This is a genomic window from Frigoribacterium sp. VKM Ac-2859 (assembly GCF_013204925.1).
Taxonomy (GTDB): domain Bacteria; phylum Actinomycetota; class Actinomycetes; order Actinomycetales; family Microbacteriaceae; genus Frigoribacterium.
In genome coordinates this window covers 708,886-729,807 of record NZ_JABMLC010000001.1, presented here as the reverse complement: position 1 = coordinate 729,807, position 20,922 = coordinate 708,886, and the positions used below count along the sequence as shown (strand labels likewise).

Genomic DNA, 20,922 nt, shown 5'->3' with positions numbered 1-20,922 from the left:
TGCACATCGGGGTGTCTGCGCCCGCTGCGGCAGCAGGAGTCCTGAGTTGCCGACAGCGGGGCGCGGACTCGAACCCGGGCGGACCGGGGCCGGTGCAAGCGCCGTCCGTCGGCCCGTCCCGCGGCCCCGAATCGATCCGCGTCGGCACGTCAGGACTCTTGCCGTCGTTCAGCCCGGGGCCGTCCCCGGCGGGCACGTTTCTCCTGAGTTGCCGACGCGCGAGACGACCGTGGCCGCGCCTCCTTCAGGAGGCGCGGCCACGGTCGTGCGGGCGAGGACCGTCTACAGGTCGAGCGCCTCGGCGATCAGGGTCGCCTGCTGCGCAGCGCTCGCCTTGTTCGAGCCGGCGGCCGGCGAAGCCGACGCGGGACGCGACGCCACGCGGATCTGTCGATCGAGGTGCTTCTGCAGCTCGAGCACGACGAACGGCCAGGCGCCCTGGTTCTCGGGCTCTTCTTGCGCCCAGACGAGCTCGGCGGACGGGTAGCGGTCGAGCACGCGGCGGATCTCGTCGAGGGGCAGCGGGTAGAGCTGCTCGAGGCGGACGAGCGCGACGTCGTTCTGGACGCCTCGCTTGTCGAGCTCGGTCGACAGGTCGTAGTGGATCTTGCCGCTGTGCAGCACGACGCGCTTGGTCGACTCGGGCTCGGAGACCCGCGTGCAGTCGAGCACCGGCTCGAAGCGACCCGAGGTGAAGGCGTCGACCCCGCTGGTCGCTCCACGCAACCGCAGCATGGCCTTCGGGGTGAAGACCACGAGCGGACGACGCGGGCGGGCGTAGGCCTGACGACGCAACAGGTGGAAGTACGAGGCGGGCGTCGACGGCCGCGCGATCGTCATGTTGTCCTCGGCGCAGAGCTGCAGGAAGCGTTCCATGCGGGCGGACGAGTGGTCGGGGCCCTGCCCCTCGTAGCCGTGCGGCAGCAGCAGGACGACGCTCGAGCGCTGACCCCACTTCTGCTCGGCCGACGAGATGAACTCGTCGATGACCGTCTGGGCGCCGTTGCTGAAGTCGCCGAACTGCGCCTCCCACAGCACGAGCGCGTCGGCCCGCTCGACCGAGTAGCCGTACTCGAACGCCATGGCCGCGTACTCGCTGAGCAGCGAGTCGTAGATCCAGAGCTTCGCCTGGTTGTCGGCGACGTTCTGCAGCGGCAGCCACTCCTGGCCGTTCTCACGGTCGTGCAGCACCGAGTGCCGCTGCACGAAGGTGCCGCGTCGGCTGTCCTGGCCCGCGAGGCGCACGGGGGTGCCCTCGGTGAGCAGCGAGCCGAAGGCCAGCAGCTCGGCGAAGGCCCAGTCGATGCCGCCGTTGCGGCTCATGTCGACGCGCTTCTTGAGCAACTGCTGCAGCTTGGGGTGGACCGAGAACCCGGCCGGCGGGTTGTCGTGGGCGTCACCGATGTCGTGGACGAGCTCGAGCGACACCCCCGTGGTCTCGGGTTCGCCCCGGGCGTCGTCCTGCTGGGCGACGGGACGCTCGAGGTCGGCGACGTCGCCGTCGTCGCTCGTCACGACGGGGATCGACCCCGTCTGCGCGGCGTGCGTCTCGGCGAAGGCGCGCTCGAGGCGTTCCTGGAAGTCCCGGTGTGCGCCGTCGTACTCGTCCTGCGTGATGTCGCCACGGCCGACGAGGGCCTCGGTGTAGAGGGTGCGCACCGAGCGCTTCTGCTCGATGAGGTTGTACATCAGCGGCTGGGTCATCGAGGGGTCGTCTCCCTCGTTGTGACCGCGTCGGCGGTAGCACACGAGGTCGATGACGATGTCGCGCTTGAACTGCTGACGGTACGAGAACGCGAGCTCGGCGACGCGGGCCACGGCCTCGGGGTCGTCGCCGTTCACGTGGAAGATCGGAGCCTGGATCGTCTTGGCGACGTCGGTCGAGTACACCGACGTGCGCGACTCGGACGGCGGGGTGGTGAACCCCACCTGGTTGTTGATGACGATGTGGATGGTGCCGCCGACGCGGTAACCGCGCAGCTGCGACATCTGCAGCGTCTCGACCACGACGCCCTGGCCGGCCATGGCTGCGTCACCGTGGATCAGGATCGGCAACGTGCTGAAGGCCCCGGGCGTCCCACGGTCCTGCTTGGCGCGCACGATGCCCTCGAGCACGCCGTCGCCGGCCTCGAGGTGCGACGGGTTCGCGGCCAGGTACACGGGGATGGTCTCGCCGACGGCACTCGTGAACTCGCCCTCGGTGCCGAGGTGGTACTTGACGTCGCCCGAGCCCTGGACCGTCTTCGGGTCTTGCGTGCCCTCGAACTCGCGGAAGATCTGACCGTAGGTCTTGCCGGCGATGTTCGTCAGCACGTTGAGGCGGCCGCGGTGGGCCATGCCGATGGCGACCTCGTCGAGGCCTTCGCGGGCGGCGTGCTGCATGACCGTGTCGAGCAGCGAGATGGTGGACTCGCCGCCCTCGAGGCTGAAGCGCTTCTGGCCGACGTACTTCGTCTGCAGGAAGGTCTCGAAGGCCTCGGCCTCGTTGAGCTTCGCGAGGATGCGCATCTGCTCGTCGTGCGAGGGCTTCGTGTAGGGCACCTCGAGGTGGTCCTGGATCCACTTGCGCTGCGCGGGATCCTGGATGTGCATGTACTCGACGCCGATGGTGCGGCAGTACGAGTCGCGCAGGATGCCGAGGATGTCGCGCAACAGGGCATGGGTACGGCCGCCCAGGCCACCGGTGACGAACTCGCGGTCGAGGTCCCAGAAGGTGAGCCCGTGGCTCTCGATCGCGAGGTCGGGGTGCGTGCGCTGGCGGTACTCGAGCGGGTCGATGTCGGCCATCAGGTGGCCGCGCACGCGGTAGCTGTTGATCAGCTCCTGGACGCGGGCCGTCTTGCTGACGCGCTCGGCCAGGTTGACGTTGATGTCGGCGTTCCAGTGGATCGGCTCGTAGGGGATGCGCAGCGCCGCGAAGATGTCCTCGTAGAAGCCGCGCTGCCCGATCAGCAGTTCGTGCACCTTCTTGAGGAACTCGCCCGAGCCCGCCCCCTGGATGACCCGGTGGTCGTAGGTGCTGGTGAGCGTGATGGTCTTGCCGATGCCCAGCTCGACGAGCGTCTTCGAGGCCGACCCCTGGAACTCGGCCGGGTAGTCGAGTGCACCGGCACCGATGATGGCGCCCGCGCCCTTCATCAGGCGGGGCACGCTGTGGACGGTGCCGATGCCGCCGGGATTGGTCAGCGAGATCGTGTTGCCCTGGAAGTCCGCCGCGGCGAGCTTGTTGTCGCGGGCGCGCTTGACGATGTCCTCGTAGGCGGTCAGGAACTCGCCGAAGTGCATCTCTTCGGCCTTCTTGATGCCGGGAACGAGCAGGGCCCGGGTGCCGTCGGGCTTCGGGATGTCGATCGCGAGACCGAGGTTGACGTGCGCGGGGGTGACGACCGACGGCTTGCCGTCGACCTCGTCGTAGAAGACGTTCTGGCTGGGGAACTCTTTCAGGGCCTGGACCAGGGCCCAACCGATCAGGTGGGTGAACGACACCTTGCCGCCGCGGGCGCGCTTGAGGTGGTTGTTGATGACGATGCGGTTGTCGATCATCAGCTTCGCCGGGATCGTGCGGACGCTCGTCGCGGTGGGCACGGTGAGGCTGGCGTCCATGTTCGTGGCGAGGGACTTGGCCATGCCGCGCAGCGGTGAGACCACGTTCTCGGCCTCGGGCGTGGGCTGCTCGCCGGCCGAGGCGGGCTTCGCCTTGGCCTTGTCGGGCACCTGGGCCGGGATCGGCTTCGCCGCCGGCTCGACCGAGGTGGTGCGCGCGGCGGCCTTCTGGCCGGCGGTCGCAGCGGCGGCGGGTGCCGTCGCCCCGGCACCCGGAGCGGCAGCGGACGACGCAGGAGGCGCGGGTGCGGTCTCGACGGACGGTGCGGTGGGCGACGTGGGGGCTGATCCGCCCTCGGGCGGCGTGTAGGCCTCGAGGATCGGCCACCACGACTCGTCGACCGAGTTCTTGTCGACCACCCACTGCTCGTAGAGCTCGTCGACGAGCCACTCGTTGGCCCCGAACTCGGCTGCAGCGCCGTCGTCAGTTGTACCGGTCACGTGGCTTGACACAGCCGATCGCCCACTCTCCGTTGATTGTTGATCAGTGCGTGGGCTGCGACGCCCACCCCCTCCACCTTAAGCGCAAACGGCCGGTCCTCGGCGGGACGACTCACAGGGATTACCGTGGACCCATGCGGTTCTACGAGACGACCCCCACGCACGATCTGACCTACTCCGACGTGTTCCTCGTCCCGAGCCGGTCGTCGATCACCAGCAGGCTCGACGTGTCCCTCTCCCCGGGCGACGGCACCGGTGCCACGATCCCGATCGTGTCGGCCAACATGAACTCGGTCACGGGCCCGCGCCTGGCGGCGACGCTGGCGCGTCGGGGCGGCCTCGGCGTGTTGCCGCAGGACATGCACCTGCAAGACCTCGACGCCGCGATCCGTTGGGTCAAGGACCAGCCCGTCGACTACGACACGCCGTACTCGCTCGACGCGGGGCAGACCGTCGAGCAGGCGCTCTCCGTCGTCCCGGCCGTCGAGGGCCACGGCATCGTCCTGCACGACGGCACGGGGGCGTACCTCGGCTGCATCGCCACCTCGCGCCTGGCCACGGCCCCGCGGGACGCGGTGCTCGGCGACCTGCTGCACGGCGCCCTGACCTCGCTCGACGCGGACGACGTCGACAGCCCCCGCGACGCCTTCGACCGCATGGTCGCGGCCGACATCCACTTCGCGCCCGTGCTGCGGCACGGTCGGGTCGTCGGCACGGTGAGCCGCAAGAGCGCGCTGCGGTCGACGATCTACCAGCCCGCGGTCGACGCCGACGGCCGGTTGCGCGTCGCCGCGGCGGTCGGCATCAACGGCGACGTCGCCGGCAAGGCGAGGGCACTCGCCGCCGCGGGCGTCGACGTGCTCGTGATCGACACGGCCCACGGCGACCAGGACGGCATGATCCGGGCCGTCAAGGCGGTCTCGGCCCTCGGCCTGGGCCTGCCGATCGTCGCCGGCAACGTGGTCACCGAGGAGGCCGTCCGCCACCTCGTCGCGGCCGGCGCCTCGATCGTCAAGGTCGGCGTCGGGCCGGGCGCCATGTGCACCACCCGCATGATGACGGCCGTCGGCCGCCCCCAGTTCTCGGCCGTGCTCGAGACGGCCGCCACCGCCCGTGCCCTCGGCGCGCACGTCTGGGCCGACGGCGGGGTGCGCTACCCCCGCGACGTCGCGCTCGCCCTCGCGGCGGGTGCGTCGTCGGTGATGATCGGCTCGTGGTTCGCCGGCACCATCGAGGCGCCGGGCGAGCTGGCGAGCGACGAGCGCGGCCTCTACAAAGAGAGCTGGGGCATGGCCTCGACCAAGGCCGTGCGCGGTCGCTTCGAGCGCCTCGACCCCTACGAACTGGCCCGCAAGACGCTCTTCGCCGAGGGCATCTCGTCGTCGAAGATCTACCTCGACCCGCTGCGTCCCGGAGTCGAGGACCTCCTCGACATGATCACCTCGGGCGTCCGCAGCTCCTTCACCTACGCGGGGGCTCGGTCGGTCCCCGAGTTCGCCGAGCGAGCGCTCGTCGGCGTCCAGTCGGCGGCCGGCTACGAAGAGGGCAAGGCGCTCCCCGTCAGCTGGTGAGACGGGGCCGAGGTCGCGCGACGGAAAGCGTGCACGTGCCGTAAGATCTCCCGTCTATGGATGACCCTCCGTCTCAGACGACCGCACCCACGCACCATCGCACGCCGCGCCTCCCGACCTCGGGTGCCACGTCCTCCGAGCGGGGTGACGGAACCCGGTGAACGAGTGGATACTGCTCGCCTTCGGCCTGCTGCTCACCGTGGGCACCGGACTCTTCGTCGCCAGCGAGTTCTCGTTGGTGAACCTCGACCGGTCCGACCTCGAGGCCCGTCAGTCCCGAGGTGAGAAGGGGCTCGCCCCGACCATCGGGGCGCTGCGCATCACGTCGACGCACCTGTCGAGCGCCCAGCTCGGCATCACGCTGACGACCCTGCTGACCGGCTACACGATGGAGCCCGCGATCTCGCGCCTCCTGTCGCCGCCGCTCACCGCGGTCGGCGTGCCCGAGGGGGTCGTCGCGGTCGGTGCCCCGATCGTCTCGATCGTCGTCGCGACCCTGCTGTCGATGATCATCGGCGAGCTCGTGCCCAAGAACTTCGCCCTGGCCCTGCCGCTGAAGACGGCGAAGCTGGTCATCCCGTTCCAGGTCTTGTTCACCACGGTGTTCAAGCCCGCGGTCGCCCTGCTCAACAACACGGCCAACGCCGTGCTGCGCGCCATGGGCATCGAACCGAAAGAAGAGCTGTCGGGTGCCCGGACGGCTGAAGAGCTGTCGTCGCTGGTGCGACGCTCGGCCACGGAGGGCAGCCTCGACCGCGACACGGCGACCCTGCTCGCCCGGACGCTCGTGTTCAGCGACCACACCGCGTCCGACGTCATGACCCCGCGGCCCCGGCTCTCGACCGTCGCGCGCGGCGACTCCGCCGAGACGGTCCTCGAACTGGCGCGACGCACCGGCTACTCACGGTTCCCGGTGACCGACGACGGCATCGACGACGTCGTGGGCCTGGTCCACGTCAAGCAGGCCGTCTCGGTGCCGCGCGAGAAGCGGGCCGACGTGCCCGTGTCCGCCTTGCTGACCGATGCCGTCCGCGTCCCCGAGACGATGACCCTCGACAACCTGCTGGGCGAGGTGCGGGGTCGCGGCTACCAGATGGCCGTCGTCGTCGACGAGTACGGCGGGACCGCCGGCGTCGTCACCCTCGAGGACCTCATCGAGGAGCTGGTCGGCGAGGTCAGCGACGAACACGACCGCAGCCGGGTCGACGTCGTCCGGTCGCGCAACTGGCTGACCTTCCCCGGTCTGCTGCGTCCCGACGAGCTGCTCGAGCGCGCCTCGGTCAAGGTGCCGGAGGACGGCCCCTACGAGACCGTCGGCGGCTGGCTGATGAGCGAGCTGGGCCGCCTGCCCAAGGTCGGCGACGTCGTCGAGACCGACGACGGCGCGTTCCGCGTCGAACGGCTCGACGGGCGGCGCATCGATCGCATCCGCTTCACGCCCACGCCCGACGACGTGGTCGAGGCCACGGCGACCGAGCCGGGCCGCCGCGACGGGCGTGACGAGCGCGACCGGTCGGGCCGACGCGACCCGAAGGTGCTGCCCGAGAAGGTGCGCACGGGCGTCGAGGACGACCGTCGCGCGGTCCGCACGAAAGAGGTGACCCGATGAGCAGCGACTGGTGGGGCATCGTCTGGCTCGTCGTGTTGTTGGCCGGCAACGCGTTCTTCGTGGCCGCCGAGTTCGCCGTCATCTCGGCTCGTCGTTCGCAGATCGAGCCCAAGGCCGAGGCCGGCAGTCGCGCGGCGAAGACCACGCTGTGGGCCATGGAACACGCGACGATGATGCTCGCGACGACGCAGCTCGGCATCACCATCTGCTCGCTGCTGATCCTCAACGTGTCCGAGCCGTCGATCCACCACCTGCTCGAGGGGCCGCTCGCCTGGACCGGGCTCAGCCCCGAGCTGGTCAGCGTCGTCGGCTTCGTGATCACGCTCGTGCTCGTGTCGTTCCTGCACGTCGTGTTCGGCGAGATGGTGCCGAAGAACATCTCGTTCTCGCTCCCGGACCGTGCCGCCCTCCTGCTGGCCCCGCCGCTCGTGGCGATCGCGCGCGTCCTGCACGTGGTCGTTCTGGCCCTCAACCACTCGGCCAACGCCGTGCTGCGGGCCTTCAAGGTCGAGCCGAAGGACGAGGCGACCAGCGCCTACACGGTCGACGAGGTCGCGACGATCGTCGCCCAGTCGCAGCGCGAGGGCATGATCACCGACGCGACCGGCACGGTGCGCGCGGCGTTCGAGTTCACCGAGAAGACCGTCGCGCAGACGGCCGTCCCGATGGCCGAGCTCGTCACCCTGCCCGAGGACGCCACGCCGCACGACGTCGAGCGGGCGGTCGCCCAACGCGGCTTCTCGCGGTACGTGCTGGTCGACGACGGCGGCGACCCCACGGGGTACCTGCACCTCAAGGACGTCATCGACCTCGACGAGGACGAGTTCGCCGACCCGGTGCCGCCGAAGCGCATCCGTCAGCTGATCTCGATCTTCCAGGGGACCGAGCTCGAGGACGCCCTGGCGACCATGCGCCGCAGCGGCGTCCACGTCGCCCGCTCGTTCGACGAGACCGGTGCCACGCGCGGCGTGCTGTTCCTCGAGGACATCCTCGAAGAGCTGATCGGCGAGGTCCAGGACGCGACCCGGCGTCGCTGAGCGAGCCCGCGCAGACGACACGACCCGCGCCTCCTGACCCCGAGGGGTGAGGAGGCGCGGGTCGCGTCGTCCGGGACCGTCACGGCCCCCGGGCGGCCGGCCGTGCTCGGCCGGCCGCGCCCGGTTCAGTGCGCGCGGAACGGCGCCCGCTGGTACTGCGGCGGCGTGTAGTCGAGCTCGATCCCGAGCTCGGCCGCGGCGCGGAGCGGGAAGTGCGGGTCGCGCAGGAACTCGCGCGCCACCAGCACGACGTCGGCCTGGCCACTGGCCACGACCTCGTTCGCCTGCTCGGCGCCGACGATGAGGCCGACGGCGCCGGTCTCGACGCGCCCCTGCGTCCGGACGTGCTCGGCGAAGCGCACCTGGTAGCCGAGGCCCACGGGGATGCTCACGCCGGCGACGAGGCCGCCGGTCGAGATGTCGAACAGGTCGGCGCCGGCCTCGTGCGCCCAGGCCGCGACGGTGGCGGTGTCGTCCTCGTCCCAGCCGCCGTCGGCCCAGTCGGTGGCCGAGAAACGGACGAGCAACGGGTACTCGTCGCCGACCTCGGCCCGGACGGCCGCGACGACCTCGAGCAGGAAGCGCGCACGGTTCTCGAGCGACCCGCCGTACTGGTCGTCGCGCGAGTTGCTCAGCGGCGAGAGGAACTGGTGCAGCAGGTAGCCGTGGGCGGCGTGCAGTTCGATCAGTTCGAAGCCGGCGTCGATCGAGCGGCGCGCGGCGACGCGGAACGCCTCGACGAGGTCGCTCACCGCCTCGGTGGTCAACGCGACGGGCTCGTCGTAGCCCTCGAAGGCGACGGCCGACGGGGCGACCGTGGTCCAGCCGCCCTGGTCGGCGGGGACGGTGCCCTGCGTCTCGCTCCACGGGCGGAAGGTCGAGGCCTTGCGGCCGGCGTGCGCGAGCTGGACGCCGGGCACGGAACCCTGCGAGCGGATGAAGGCCGTGATCGGGCGGAACGCCTCGACCTGGGCGTCGTTCCAGAGACCGAGGTCCTGCGGCGAGATGCGACCCTCGGGCGTGACCGACGTGGCCTCGGCGATGACCGCACCCGCGCCTCCTCGGGCGAGCGAGCCCAGGTGGACGAGATGCCAGTCGGTGGGGACGCCGTCCTCGAGCTCGGCCGAGTACTGGCACATCGGCGCGACCCAGAGGCGGTTGCGGAAGGCCTGGCCGCGCAGGGTGATGGGGTCGAAGAGGCCGACGGGGGAGTCGGAGGGGGTCGTGGGGGCGGGTGCCGTCTGTGCTGCGTTCGTCACGAGTGTGGTCATCGCCTTTCGGTGGGGAGGGTCGCGAGCCCCTCGACGAAGCGTCGGAGCGGCTCGGGCCCGGTGAACAGGTGCCCGATGATCCCGAGCGCCTGGGCGGCCTCGACGTTGTCGGACCTGTTGTCGATGAACACCGTGTCGGCGGCCGTTGTTCCGAGTTCGGCGAGGACGTGCTCGAAGATCGTGGCCGACGGCTTGAGGTCGTCGAGTTCGGCGCTGACGAAGACCTGCTCGAACAGCTCGCCGAGGGGCGAGTGGCGGAACGGCGACGCGAAGTCGAGACCGGCGTTCGAGAGGATCGCCAGTCGCGTGCCGCCGTCGGCCAGGTCGGCGATCACCTCGAGCGTGCCGGGCTCGGGCACGAACCACGACGGGAAGTCGGCGGCCCAGAGCTCGTGCACGCGGGTGCGGGTCCAGTCGGCGCCGGTGTCGGCCGCGATGGCCCGCCAGTACGCCCCGGCGCTGAGCGTGCCGCGGTCGAGGGCGTGGCGGTGGCGACCGTAGCTGGGCCAGAGCACGTCCGGGTCGACGCCCGCGAGCTCTTCGAGGCGGCGGCGCGACGCGTCGTCGGGGAACCGCGCGATCACCTCGCCGTAGTCGAAGACGACGGTGCGGCCGGGGAGTGAGATGCTCATCGACCCACCGTATCGGCGGGCGCAGGTCGGGCGGGCGCGGCTGGGTGGGCGCGGGTCGGGCGGGCGCGGCTGGGTGGGCGCGCGTCGGGCGGGCGCGGCCGCGGAGGGCCGGGCGGGGCTCGGCCGACTACCGTCGGGGCGTGACCTCCGACACCCGCTTCACCGACTGGACCCCCTCCGACGCCGCCGACCAGATCGCCGTGCCGGCGGTCGACGACGACAAGTACAGCCGAGGCGTGCTCGGCGTCGTGACCGGCTCGAGCGCCTACCCGGGCGCCGCCGTGCTCGGCGTCGAGGCCGCGTTGCACACCGGCGTCGGCATGCTGCGGTACCTGGGCCCCGCCCGCGCCTCCGACTTCGTGCTGCACCGTCGGCCCGAGGCCGTGACGAGCCCGGGTCGCGTGCAGGCGTGGTTGCTCGGCTCGGGCGTGGACCCGGACCGCCTCGACGACGAGACGCGCGACGGCTTCGCGACCGGCGCCTCCTCGGGGCTGCCGCTCGTGCTCGACGCCGGAGCGCTGTCGCTCCGCGAGCAGGCCACCGGGCCGGTGGTGCTGACGCCGCACTTCCGCGAGCTGGCGAAGGCCTCGGGCCGCGAGGTCGCCGACGTGGCCGCCGACCCGGCCGGTGCCGCCGAGCGCGCGGCCGGGGAGTGGGGCTGCACGGTGCTCGTCAAGGGGCACCGCACGTACGTCGCCTCGCCCGGCGGCACGCGCCTCGTCGCCGCCAGCGCGCCGACGTGGTTGGCCACCGCCGGCGCGGGCGACGCGCTCGGGGGAGTCCTGGGGGCCCTGGTCGCGACGCACGCCGACGAGATCGCCGCGGACGAGGAGGCGCTGGCCCGGTCGGCCGCGACCGCTGCGGTGCTCCACGGCCTCGCGGCCTCCCGGGCGGGTGCCGGCGGACCGTTCACGGTGCTCGGCCTGGTCGACGCCCTGCCCGCCACGATCGCGGAGCTGTTGCGCCGGGGCTAGCCCGGCCCAGGCGCACGGCACCACGAGTTGAGCGTCGCACCGCCGAGATCGGCGGTGCGACGCTCAGGTCGTGGTGCGGCGCTCGACGCGCGAGCGCCCGTGACTCAGGAGGCGGGGGTCGCCGCCACGAGGAACTCGACCGTTCCCTGGTCTTCGACCTTGACGAAGCCGAGGCTGGGCGCGTCGACGCCGTAGTCCGAGAAGGTCACCGGGATCGACCCGCTCACCTGGACGCCGTCGCCCGACAGGGCCGCCTGCAGGGGCACCGTGACGGTCTTCGTGACGCCGTGCATGGTCAGCTCGCCGGTCGCGTCGACCTTGGCCACGTCACCGTCGGAGGGGACGGCCGCCTCGATCGGCTGGGTCAGCGTGAACGTGGCCGTGGGGTACTTGTTCACCTGCATGGCGGTGCCCCGGAAGTAGTCGTCGCGGTTGCCGCTGTCGGTCGCGATCGAGGCGACGTCGACGTCGATGGTGGCGGCCGAGATGGTCGTCCCGTCGACGGTGATCGTGCCGGAGACCTGGTCGGTCTTGCCGACGACGGTGACGTCGGTGCCGTTCAGCACCTCGTCGACGCGGTAGCCGGCCGTGCTGCCGTCACCGATGCTCCAGTCGCCTGCGAGCTGGCTGGGGTCGAGCGTGCTCGACCCGGGGGTGAGGGAGGCGGTGGGCGCGGCCTCGGGTTGGCCGACGATCACGTCGCGGTAGAAGGCCGGCCCGGCGAAGGCCGCGGTGGCCCCCAGGACGACGACGACGGCTGCGGCGACGCCGAGCCCGATCTTGGTCTTCTTCTTCATGGTCTTCGTCCTTCGGAGGGGTCGGCGTGACGCGCGGCGAGTCCACGGGGCTGAACCGATGGTGACGTGTCTCCTTCGCAAGAACCTGGGAGGCGCAGGTGAAGACGGTGGGCGCCCGGAGCCGGCCGAGTCGGATCGGGCCCGGGCCAGGGCTGGCCCTGGCCCGGGGCCGGTGCCGGGGCCGGTGCCGGGGCCGGTGCCGGTCGATCCCGGTCAGTGAGCGGTGAACCGCGTGAGGAACTCCTGGGTGCGCACCTCGCGGGGTGCCGTGAACAGCTGCGCGGGCGGACCCTGCTCGGCGATCCGGCCCCGGTCGAGGAAGACGACCCGGTCGGCGACGTCGCGGGCGAAGGCCATCTCGTGCGTCGCCATGAGGATCGTCGTGCCGACCTCCTTCAGCGTGCGCACGAGGTCGAGCACCTCGCCCACCAGCTCGGGGTCGAGGGCGCTCGTGATCTCGTCGAGCAGCAGCACGGCGGGTCGCGGGGCGAGGGCCCGGGCGATGGCGACCCGCTGCTGCTGACCGCCCGAGAGGCGGTCGGGGTAGGCGCCGGCCTTGTCGCCGAGACCCACGCGCGTGAGGACTTCGAGGGCGCGCTCGTTCGCCGCGGCCTTGGGCTGGCGCAGCACGTGGCGACTGGCCAGGGCGACGTTGTCGAGCACGGTCAGGTGCGGGAAGAGGTTGAAGTGCTGGAAGACCACGCCGATGCGGGCCCGGACGGCGTCGACGCGCACCCGGGGGTCGGTGATGTCGTCGTCGCCGAGCACGATGCGGCCGTCGTCGATCTGCTCGAGCAGGTTCACGGTGCGGAGCAGCGTCGACTTGCCCGAGCCGCTGGCGCCGATCAGCGCCACGACCTCGTCCCGCGCGACGTCCAGGTCGATGCCGTCGAGCACGACCGTGTCGCCGAAGGACTTGCGGACCCCTTCGAGGCGCAGCACTGTCTCGGGGCTGGGGCTGGGGCTGGGGCTGGGGCTGGGGCTGGGGCCGGGGCCGAGGGCTGCGGGGGTGACGGGCACCGCGCCTCCTGGGGTGGGGTCGGGGGTGGAGCTGCTCATACGACGCTGCCCGCCTGTTCGCGGCGACGGAGGCGCGCCGACAGCCAGTCGGTCAGCCAGATGGTCGGCAGGGCCAGCAGCACGAACAACAGCCCGGCCAGCACGTAGGGCGTGAAGTTCGCCGCGGTCGCGGTCTCGATCTGGGCGGCGCGGACGGCGTCGACCGCCCCGAGCACCGAGATGAGACCGACGTCTTTCTGCATCGAGACGAAGTCGTTCATGAGGGCGGGCGTGACCTTGCGCAGTGCCTGCGGGAACACGACGAGGCGAAGGGTCTTGGCGTGGCTGAGGCCGAGCGACCGGGCCGCGAGGCGCTGCGACGGGTGGACGGCGTCGATGCCGGCGCGGATGACCTCGGACACGTAGGCCGAGTAGGTGAGGACCAGCGCGATCGTGCCCCAGAACTCGGCGGGCAGGCGTGGGATGCCGAGCCCGAGGCCCGGCACGCCGAAGCCGACGAGGTAGAGCACGATGATCAGCGGCATGCCGCGGAAGAGGTCGGTGTAGCCCCGCACCAGCGCCCGGACGGGGAAGAAGACCGGACCCCGCAGGGTGCGCAGTGCCGACAGGACGGTGCTGACGACGGCCACGCCGACGGCGGCGACCAGCAGGACCCGCACGTTCAGCCAGAGGCCCTCGATCACGCGGGGCCACGCCGACGCGAAGGTGGCCCCGTCGAGGAAGCTGAACTGCACTCGGGACCAGCCGGGCGTGCTGGTGACCGCCCACCACGCGAGTGCGGCGAAGGCGACCGTGCTGACGGCGGCGATCACCACGGAGCGGGTCGACTGTCGTCGACGGAAGGCGCGCCGGTCGAGTTCGAGGTCGCTGACGGCCACCGGGCCGGCCGCGACCGTACGAGGCGCTACGACAGCTCTTTCACGTCGTAGTCGGCCAGCCACTGCTTCTGCAGCTCGGCGAGCGTGCCGTCGGCCCGGAGGTCGTCGACGGCCTTCGTGACGTCGGCGGTCAACGAGCTGCCGAGCGGCAGGACGATGCCGAGCTGGTCGCTCGCCCCGTCGGTGGCGGGCAGCTGGCCGAGCACGACGCCGCCCTCGACGAAGTACGTGGCCGTGGGGACGTCGAGCACGATGGCGTCGACCTGGCCGGCCTCGAGGGCCGCCTTGGCGTCGTCGTTCGAGTTGTAGGCCTGGACGCCGCCCTCGGGGTCGATGGCGTCCTCGGCGGCGGTGAAGCTCGTCGTGCCGCTCTGGGCGCCGATGGCGAGGCCCTTCAGGTCGGCGATCGAGGTGGCGTCGGCCGCGGAGGTGCCGGGCAGGGTGACGACCGCCTGGCGCGTCTCGTAGTAGGCGGGCGAGAAGTCGACGGCCTTCTTGCGCTGGTCGGTGATCGAGAACTGCTGCAGGTTGAGGTCGAAGGTCTTCGGCCCGGGGGCGATGGCCTCGTCGAACGTGGTCCGCACCCAGACCACGTCGGAGTCGTCGTAGCCCAGCTTCTCGGCGACCGCGTAGGCGACGGCGGCCTCGTAGCCCTTGCCCGAGGTCGGATCGTCGTCCTCGACCCAGGGGCCGTAGGCCGGTTCACCCGTCGCGACGGTGATCTTGCCGTCGGTGACCGGAGCGACGGCCGCCCCGTCGGCACCCGCGCCCCCGTCGGACGAGCAGGCGGCGAGCGACCCGGCCAGCACGAGGGCGGCGGCGGTCGCGACGAGTCGGAGGGAGGCGGGTCTGCGCATGAGAGGGATCGTAGCGGCGACCGCGGACGTCGGCCGACGCATGACGCCCGGCGTCGGGGCCGGCGGCTAGCCTGTGGGCATGCCGACCTCCGTGCCCCCCCGCGTCGGCCACCCCAGGGGCACCGATCGTCCGCGCGGCGCGGACGTCGGGCACCCGGCCCGTCGCCGACGGCCCGACGACGTTCGTCGACCGGGCGAGGTCGTTCGTGGCGTCGCCGGTCGTGCTCGGCATCGCCTTCGTGCTCGTCCACGCCTGGCTCGTCCGGCTCAACCTCGTCGGCGGCAACCGCACCCTGGGCGACGTCGACGTCGTCTACCGCACCTGGATGCAGCAGGGCGTCGGCGGGGGCGACTGGGTGGGCGTCGACCGACCGTGGGTCTACCCGCTGCTCGCCGCGGTGCCGATGCTGCTCGCCCGCCTGGGGGGCGACTCCGGGTACGGGGCCGTGTGGCTCGTGCTGGTGTCCCTGCTGAACGCCGGCGCCTTCGTCGTGCTCGTGGCGCGGCGGCGTGCCGGGTCCGTGGTCGCCGCCTGGTGGTGGCTGGCGTTCCTCGTCGCCCTCGGGCCGATCGCCCTCGGCCGCATCGACGCCGTCACGGTCTCGATCGCGCTGGTGGGGCTATTGCTCGTCTCGACGCGGCCCTCGGCGGCGTCCGCCCTGCTCACGATCGCGGCCTGGGTCAAGGTCTGGCCCGCCGCTCTCGTGGTGGTCGCCGTCCTCGCCCTGCGTCGTCGGGTCGAGGTCGTCGTGGCGGCGGCGGTGACGAGTGCGGTCGTGGTGTCCGTCTCGCTCGTGCTCGGCAGCGGGTGGAACGTCTTCGGCTTCGTCGGCCAGCAGGCCGGTCGAGGTCTCCAGGTCGAGTCGCCCGCAGCCGTGCTCTGGCTCTGGCGCGCGGCCGCGGGAGTGCCCGGCACCTTCGTCTACTACGACCGCGAGATCCTGACGTACCAGATCGCCGGCGACGGGGTCGGGTTCGCCGCGAAGGCGATGAGCCTCGTGATGGCCGCGGTCGTGCTCGGCGTCGTGCTGCTGGGCTTGCGGGCCGTGCGCCGCGGGGTGACGGCCACGCGCCTCCTGGGTCCGTTGTCGCTCGCCGTCGTCGTCGCCCTGATCGTGACCAACAAGGTCGGTTCGCCGCAGTTCGTGGCCTGGCTCGCGGTGCCCGTCGTCGTCGGGCTCGTGCTCGCACGATCGGGCGGGCCGCGGTTCGTCGTGCCGGCGGTGGCGGCCGTGGTCGTCGCGGGGCTGACCCAGGTGGTCTACCCCCTCGAGTACGACGCCCTGCTCTCCGCGCGACCCGACCTGGTGGCCGTGGTCACCGTGCGGGCCGTGCTCGAGCTCGGACTGCTGGGGTGGACGGTCGTGACGCTCTGGCGCCTGCGGCCCGCACACGCGAGGATGGACGCATGATCGTCGCGTTCTCCGTCTCGCCCAGTGGTGCCGCTCCCGAGGGCGGGCCGTCCGCCGGCTCCGAGCCCGACTCGGTCCACTCGGCCGTGGCCGCCGCCGTCGCGGTCGTGCGGGCGTCCGGGCTGCCGAACCACACCTCGTCGATGTTCACCGAGATCGAGGGCGAGTGGGACGAGGTGATGGCCGTCGTCAAGGCCGCGACCGAGGCCGTCGGCGCCTTCGGCTCGCGCGTCTCCCTCGTGCTCAAGGCCGACATCCGGCCGGGACGCACCGGCGAACTGACCGGCAAGGTCGAACGACTCGAAGCCGCACTCGGCGACGCCTGACCGCATCACGCAGGGCCGGACCACCGTCGCGTCGGTCCGGCGTGGGGAACGGGACGCCGCCGTCAGCAGGCCGTGAGGGAGTCGACCCGGGACGAGAGGGCCTGCTGGCCTCCGAGCAGGACCACGTGCTCGGTCTGGAGGACGTCGAGGTCGTGCAGGATCGATGCCGGCACGCACGTGCCCGGCACGATGAACAGTGGCGACGAGGTCCGGGCTGCGAGGGCTGCGCCCGACAGCGCGTCGGGGTAGTTGACGCCGGTGGCGAGATAGACCGTGCCGGCTTCGTCGAACGACCCGCGTGTGGTGTGGTGGGACACCTCGTAGCGATCGGCGCCGACGATCTGCCCGCCGCGGTCGGTGCCCGACAGGGACGTGGCGATGCCGGGGGACATGGCCCGCGGGCCTCCCACGCCGATGGCTGCAGGGCTGCCCAGATCGCCCCACAGCTCGCGCGTCGCGTCGTCGGCGCGTGCCGCCCGGCCGTCCACCATCACGAGCGGGGCGTCGGCCTCCGCAGCCGCGGCACCGGCCGAGAGGGCGTCCGCGAACCCCGAACCCGAGGCCAGGTACAGCACGCGGCCCGGTGAGGTGGCCGTGGTCGCGGCAGGGGCGTCGGACGAGACGAAGGCATAGCGCGCGATGGCTCGGGACGTCGCGTACCGATCGGCGCCGCCGATCCGCACCACCGTCGAGCGCGGACCGCTCGTCGGGGTGGCCACGACGCCGAGGGCCTTCTCGACGTCCGGCGAGATCGAGACGGGACCACCGACGACGACGACCGTCTTCGGTCGCAGGCGCTTCAGCTCGGCGGCGACGACGTCGGGAACGGTGGTCGGGGTGACCAACAGGAGGGGGGCGTCGAGATGCGCCGCGGCCGGTCCGGCCGACAGCGCATCGGGGAAGCCCAGCCCGTTGGCGACGACGACCGTGCCGCCGGTCTCGGTGAACCGCGAGGACATGGCCGCAGCGACGGCGAAGCGATCGGGGCCGGAGATGCGTGTGGTGGTCTGACGAAGGGGCGGGAGGAGGACCGTTCCCACCGAGCGCGTCTCGCCGCTGGCGACACGGTAACGCGTCGCGTCGTCGCGGTTCTCCACACCGGGTGCGTAGCGGGGCGCGACGGCGGGGGCGGAGTCGTCGGTGCGGTTCAGGGGGAGGCCCGTCAACCGCACGACGTAGTCACCCGCCGGCAGCCCGTGGAACGCGAACGTCCCCTTCCGGATCGCCGCCCCCGTCGCGAGGTACCAACGACCTCGCGAGTCGGTCGTCCACGCTTCTGCGCTGAAGCCGACGTCGAGGGGGTCGTCCAGGACCGGGGTCACCGAACCCGTCAGGACGGCCGACTTCTCGACCTGCAGGTCGAGTCCCGAGAGCCGGGCGTCCTTGGCCACGGTCACGATCGTCGCGTCGGATTCGGCCGCGGCGCCCCCGAACCACGACGTCGAGAGGTCCGGCGCGTCGGGTGAGGGCCTGACCGAGGCGCGGATGCGGTAGCGGCCGGGGTCGACCGCGACCGAGTAGGCGCCTCTCGAGTCGGTCAGGGCCGACGAATGGTCGCCGGTGTCGACGTTGACGACCGAGATGTCGGCGTTGCCGACGGCGGCGAAGTCGTCACGACCCCCGCCGAGCCACACACGCCCCGCCAGGGCCTCCTGGACGACCAGGCGGGCGTCGACGTCGGTGACGGTCTGGCCGTCGGCCACGTCGAACCAGCGGGCTCCGGTGAGATCGTGGGCTCCACCCCAGTACTGGCTCCGGCGCGTGTCGCCGTCCTTGAACAGCACCGTGTAGCGACCGGCGGTCACGACCTCGAGGGTGTAGGCGCCCGTGGTGCGAACGACGAACTGGGTCGAGCCCACCTCGGCTCCGTCGGGGCGGATCAACCGTGCCTCGGCGATGAAGTCGCTGCGCGAGGGATCGGTCCCCGTCAGGTGCCCGGTCACGTACCCCGTCGTCGCTGCGTGCGCGGGAGGGGGAACCGCCAGGCCGACCAGCGTGGAGACCAACACGAGCGCGACGACCGTCAGGGCCCCGACGAGGGTCCGCGTGGGAGGCCGGATCGGGTCGCCGGAGCCCCCGAGCCCTCGGAGGGTGGCGGCGGGGGAGGAGCCGGGTGTGGACATGCGAGAACCCATCGGGAAGGAACGGAACGCTCGAATCTAGCGGCACGGAGCGGCTCGACGCCAGATCGCTGGATGCGGGTGTTTCGCCGGACGGGTCGGAGTCCCGGCGGACGGTTGGCAACCGCCGGTCGAATCGATACGATCAGGAGGGAGGCGCGACGTGTCGCTCCTCCGCAGATGCCCTGCTCGATGACGAGCGAAGGTCGTTCCTCCCTTCTCCTCTGGCTCTTCTCGATCCGCAAAGGCCCGCTCGTGACCCACCTCTCCCGCCGTCGTCGCACGGCCGCCTTGATCGCCCTCGCCCTCGGCGGGTTCGGAATCGGCTCGACCGAGTTCGTGGCCATGGGCCTCCTGCCGAACATGGCGGGCGACCTGCTGCCCGATCTCTATTCGCGGTCGGCCGACGCCGGCATCGCCCAGGCCGGCTGGTTGATCAGCGCCTACGCCCTCGGCGTCGTCGTCGGGGCCCCGACCATCGCCGCGATGTCGTCGCACTTCCCGAAGAAGAAGTTGCTCCTGGCGCTCCTCGCCGCCTTCACCGTCGGCACGATCGCGTCGGCCCTGCTGCCGTCGTTCGGCTGGGTGCTGGCCGCACGCTTCGCCGCGGGTCTGCCGCACGGCGCGTACTTCGGCATCGCGTCCATCGTCGCCGCGTCGATCATGGGGCCGGGCAACCGGGGCAAGGGCGTCGCGCTCGTCCTCAGCGGCCTGACGATCGCGAACGTCATCGGCGTGCCCTCGATCACCTGGCTCGGCCAGCAAGCCGGGTGGCGCGTCGCCTACCTCGCCGTGGCCCTCATCTTCGCCCTGACCTTCGCCGCCGTCGCCCTCGCCGTGCCGCACCAGGACGGCGACGCGTCCGCCTCGATGAAGCGCGAGCTGCGGGCGTTCAAGCAGCCACAGGTGTGGCTCGTGATGGGCATCGGAGCCATCGGCTTCGGCGGGTTCTTCGCGGTCTACAGCTACATCGCCAACGCCGTGACCGAGGGCGCGGGCGTGTCCCCGGGCGTCGTGCCCTGGGTGCTCGTCACGGTCGGCGTCGGCATGACCATCGGGAACCTGCTCGGCGGTTGGCTGGCCGACCGGTCCCTCAAACTCGCCATGTACCTCGGCTTTGTCGGCCTCATCGCCGCGCTCTCGGCCTACGCGCTCACGTCGAGCTCGATCGTCGGCATCTTCGTCAGCACGTTCTTCGTCGGCCTCGTCGGCTCGAGCGTCGGCCCCTCGGTGCAGTCCCGCCTGATGGAGGTCGCGGGCGAGAGCCAGGTCATCGGCGCCGCCCTGAACCACTCGGCCATGAACCTCGGCAACAGCTTCGGCGCGTACCTCGGCGGCGCGGTCATCGCGGCAGGCCTCGGCTTCTCCGCACCCGGGTGGGTCGGCGTCGTGCTCGCCCTGGCCGGGGTCGTCCTGACCATGATCAGCTTCGGCATGCAGCGAGTCGACGATCGGCGTGGAGCGGCACGGGTCACGGCCGCCGAACGCGAGTCGGTCTCGGCCTAGCCCCCCGCGCCGCCGAAGCGGGACGACAGGACCCGAGGAGGCGCGGGTCACGCAGACGACGAACGGCCCGGTTCCGAGGAGGCGCGGGTCACGCAGACGGCGAACGGCCCGGCCCCCGAGGGGGTCGGGCCGTTCTCCGCGTGGGGCCGGGCGTCAGAAGCTGGTCTGGGCCGGCGTGTCGGTCTGGAGCAGGATGCCGTCCTGGATGGCGCGCTTCCGGAGGGCGACCTTGGTGCCCACGTCGTAGCCGGCGACGCGGTACTTCTCGCGGATGCGCTTGAGGTAGCTCTTGGCGGTCTCTTCGCTGATGCCGAGCTGGTAGGCGACGGCCTTGACCGGCTCGCCACCGCCGTAGAGAGCCATGACGCGGCGTTCCTGCGCGCTGAGCTTCGGGACGCCACCCACCTCGGCGGCGTTGAGGGCCAGGTCGAGTTCGGCCGAGATGTACGACTCTCCCTTGGCGGCCGAGCGGATCGCCTCGACGATCATCTCGGCGTCCTCGCTCTTGACGAGGTACCCCAGGGCGCCGGCGGCGAGGGCCTCGCGCACCACGTTGGGCTCGGAGTAGGTGCTCATCAGCACGGTCTTGACGCCCGTCGTCTTGAGCGTGTTGATCTTGAGCGAGATCGGGATGTTGTCCTTCAGGTCGAGGTCGAGCAGCACGACGTCGACCGGGAACTCGGGGTGCGTGAGCAGCTCGGGCCAGGACGCGACGGCGGCGACCATCGAGATGTCGCTCGCGGCACCACGGATCCACTCGCTGAGGGCGCCCAGGAGCATCTTGTGGTCGTCTACGAGGGCGAGGCGGATGCGGTCGTCGTGGTCTGACACGTCGGGACCTTCTTTCAGGACGGAGTGGGGTTCATGC

Annotated in this window: 16 protein-coding genes; 7 read left to right on the top strand and 9 right to left on the bottom strand. The window is 71.7% G+C overall.

Going from position 1 to position 20,922, the window contains the following annotated elements; translation table 11 throughout:
• Window positions 1-282: 282 nt before the first annotated feature.
• On the bottom strand, window positions 283-4,056 hold the full coding sequence (locus HQQ78_RS03395) for a multifunctional oxoglutarate decarboxylase/oxoglutarate dehydrogenase thiamine pyrophosphate-binding subunit/dihydrolipoyllysine-residue succinyltransferase subunit (protein WP_173151031.1): 3,774 nt from the start codon (window positions 4,054-4,056) through the stop codon (window positions 283-285).
• 122 nt (window positions 4,057-4,178) lie between these two features.
• Here HQQ78_RS03395 and HQQ78_RS03390 point away from each other — a divergent pair, with 122 nt between their 5' ends.
• From HQQ78_RS03390 to HQQ78_RS03380, 3 genes are all read left to right on the top strand, one after another.
• Complete coding sequence (locus HQQ78_RS03390) at window positions 4,179-5,615, top strand: GuaB1 family IMP dehydrogenase-related protein (RefSeq protein ID WP_173151030.1); 1,437 nt, start codon at window positions 4,179-4,181, stop codon at window positions 5,613-5,615.
• 157 nt (window positions 5,616-5,772) lie between these two features.
• The gene (locus HQQ78_RS03385) at window positions 5,773-7,224 is read left to right on the top strand and encodes a hemolysin family protein (RefSeq protein ID WP_173151029.1); all 1,452 of its coding nucleotides are present in this window, start codon (window positions 5,773-5,775) and stop codon (window positions 7,222-7,224) included.
• Entirely contained in the window at window positions 7,221-8,261 is a 1,041-nt protein-coding gene (locus HQQ78_RS03380) for a hemolysin family protein (protein WP_056046041.1), read from the top strand. Before HQQ78_RS03385 ends, HQQ78_RS03380 begins: the two co-directional genes overlap by 4 nt.
• Window positions 8,262-8,386: 125 nt before the next feature.
• Here HQQ78_RS03380 and HQQ78_RS03375 read toward each other — a convergent pair whose 3' ends face one another.
• Together HQQ78_RS03375 and HQQ78_RS03370 are read right to left on the bottom strand one after the other, a co-directional pair.
• Complete coding sequence (locus HQQ78_RS03375; RefSeq protein ID WP_173151028.1) at window positions 8,387-9,532, bottom strand: NADH:flavin oxidoreductase/NADH oxidase; 1,146 nt, start codon at window positions 9,530-9,532, stop codon at window positions 8,387-8,389.
• The gene (locus HQQ78_RS03370; protein ID WP_123570291.1) at window positions 9,529-10,164 is read right to left on the bottom strand and encodes an HAD family phosphatase; all 636 of its coding nucleotides are present in this window, start codon (window positions 10,162-10,164) and stop codon (window positions 9,529-9,531) included. The genes HQQ78_RS03375 and HQQ78_RS03370 overlap by 4 nt, the downstream gene beginning before the upstream one ends.
• Window positions 10,165-10,304: 140 nt before the next feature.
• Between HQQ78_RS03370 and HQQ78_RS03365 the strand changes: the two genes are divergently transcribed.
• The gene (locus tag HQQ78_RS03365) at window positions 10,305-11,138 is read left to right on the top strand and encodes an ADP/ATP-dependent (S)-NAD(P)H-hydrate dehydratase (protein WP_173151027.1); all 834 of its coding nucleotides are present in this window, start codon (window positions 10,305-10,307) and stop codon (window positions 11,136-11,138) included.
• A gap of 104 nt (window positions 11,139-11,242) precedes the next feature.
• Here the strand turns inward: HQQ78_RS03365 and HQQ78_RS03360 are convergent, their stop codons facing one another.
• The 4 genes from HQQ78_RS03360 to HQQ78_RS03345 all read right to left on the bottom strand — a co-directional run bounded on the left by HQQ78_RS03360 (window position 11,243) and on the right by HQQ78_RS03345 (window position 14,690).
• On the bottom strand, window positions 11,243-11,935 hold the full coding sequence (locus HQQ78_RS03360) for a YceI family protein (RefSeq protein ID WP_173151026.1): 693 nt from the start codon (window positions 11,933-11,935) through the stop codon (window positions 11,243-11,245).
• A 213-nt stretch (window positions 11,936-12,148) separates the two neighbouring features.
• A complete protein-coding gene (locus tag HQQ78_RS03355; protein ID WP_173151025.1) occupies window positions 12,149-12,994 on the bottom strand; it encodes an amino acid ABC transporter ATP-binding protein in 846 nt (281 codons plus the stop codon).
• Complete coding sequence (locus HQQ78_RS03350; RefSeq protein ID WP_056046032.1) at window positions 12,991-13,833, bottom strand: amino acid ABC transporter permease; 843 nt, start codon at window positions 13,831-13,833, stop codon at window positions 12,991-12,993. The genes HQQ78_RS03355 and HQQ78_RS03350 overlap by 4 nt, the downstream gene beginning before the upstream one ends.
• A gap of 26 nt (window positions 13,834-13,859) precedes the next feature.
• Window positions 13,860-14,690: a transporter substrate-binding domain-containing protein gene (locus HQQ78_RS03345; RefSeq protein ID WP_123570287.1), complete on the bottom strand. Its 831-nt coding sequence runs from the start codon at window positions 14,688-14,690 to the stop codon at window positions 13,860-13,862.
• A gap of 206 nt (window positions 14,691-14,896) precedes the next feature.
• Here HQQ78_RS03345 and HQQ78_RS03340 point away from each other — a divergent pair, with 206 nt between their 5' ends.
• Both HQQ78_RS03340 and HQQ78_RS03335 read left to right on the top strand, forming a co-directional pair.
• Window positions 14,897-16,102, top strand: a complete 1,206-nt coding sequence (locus HQQ78_RS03340) for a glycosyltransferase 87 family protein (RefSeq protein ID WP_173151024.1) — start codon at window positions 14,897-14,899, stop codon at window positions 16,100-16,102.
• Entirely contained in the window at window positions 16,099-16,428 is a 330-nt protein-coding gene (locus HQQ78_RS03335; protein WP_056046030.1) for a thiamine-binding protein, read from the top strand. The genes HQQ78_RS03340 and HQQ78_RS03335 overlap by 4 nt, the downstream gene beginning before the upstream one ends.
• Window positions 16,429-16,490: 62 nt before the next feature.
• On the opposite strand, the gene HQQ78_RS03330 is transcribed toward HQQ78_RS03335, so the two are convergent.
• Window positions 16,491-18,551 carry a cell wall-binding repeat-containing protein gene (locus HQQ78_RS03330; protein WP_173151023.1) on the bottom strand — a complete coding sequence of 687 codons (2,061 nt, stop codon included), beginning with the start codon at window positions 18,549-18,551 and terminating at the stop codon, window positions 16,491-16,493.
• Between the two features lie 252 nt (window positions 18,552-18,803).
• Here HQQ78_RS03330 and HQQ78_RS03325 point away from each other — a divergent pair, with 252 nt between their 5' ends.
• Window positions 18,804-20,054, top strand: coding sequence for an MFS transporter (locus HQQ78_RS03325; protein ID WP_371740331.1), 1,251 nt, complete (start codon window positions 18,804-18,806; stop codon window positions 20,052-20,054).
• Window positions 20,055-20,207: 153 nt separating this feature from the next.
• Here HQQ78_RS03325 and HQQ78_RS03320 read toward each other — a convergent pair whose 3' ends face one another.
• The gene (locus HQQ78_RS03320; RefSeq protein ID WP_043593728.1) at window positions 20,208-20,885 is read right to left on the bottom strand and encodes a response regulator transcription factor; all 678 of its coding nucleotides are present in this window, start codon (window positions 20,883-20,885) and stop codon (window positions 20,208-20,210) included.
• Window positions 20,886-20,922 lie beyond the last annotated feature (37 nt).

Coding starts and splice junctions, on each gene's coding strand:
- HQQ78_RS03330 (WP_173151023.1), bottom strand. CDS start 18,551: ATGTCCACACCCGGCTCCTCCCCCGCCGCCACCCTCCGAGGGCTCGGG.
- HQQ78_RS03390 (WP_173151030.1), top strand. CDS start 4,179: ATGCGGTTCTACGAGACGACCCCCACGCACGATCTGACCTACTCCGAC.
- HQQ78_RS03335 (WP_056046030.1), top strand. CDS start 16,099: ATGATCGTCGCGTTCTCCGTCTCGCCCAGTGGTGCCGCTCCCGAGGGC.
- HQQ78_RS03375 (WP_173151028.1), bottom strand. CDS start 9,532: ATGACCACACTCGTGACGAACGCAGCACAGACGGCACCCGCCCCCACG.
- HQQ78_RS03380 (WP_056046041.1), top strand. CDS start 7,221: ATGAGCAGCGACTGGTGGGGCATCGTCTGGCTCGTCGTGTTGTTGGCC.
- HQQ78_RS03360 (WP_173151026.1), bottom strand. CDS start 11,935: ATGAAGAAGAAGACCAAGATCGGGCTCGGCGTCGCCGCAGCCGTCGTC.
- HQQ78_RS03370 (WP_123570291.1), bottom strand. CDS start 10,164: ATGAGCATCTCACTCCCCGGCCGCACCGTCGTCTTCGACTACGGCGAG.
- HQQ78_RS03355 (WP_173151025.1), bottom strand. CDS start 12,994: ATGAGCAGCTCCACCCCCGACCCCACCCCAGGAGGCGCGGTGCCCGTC.
- HQQ78_RS03345 (WP_123570287.1), bottom strand. CDS start 14,690: ATGCGCAGACCCGCCTCCCTCCGACTCGTCGCGACCGCCGCCGCCCTC.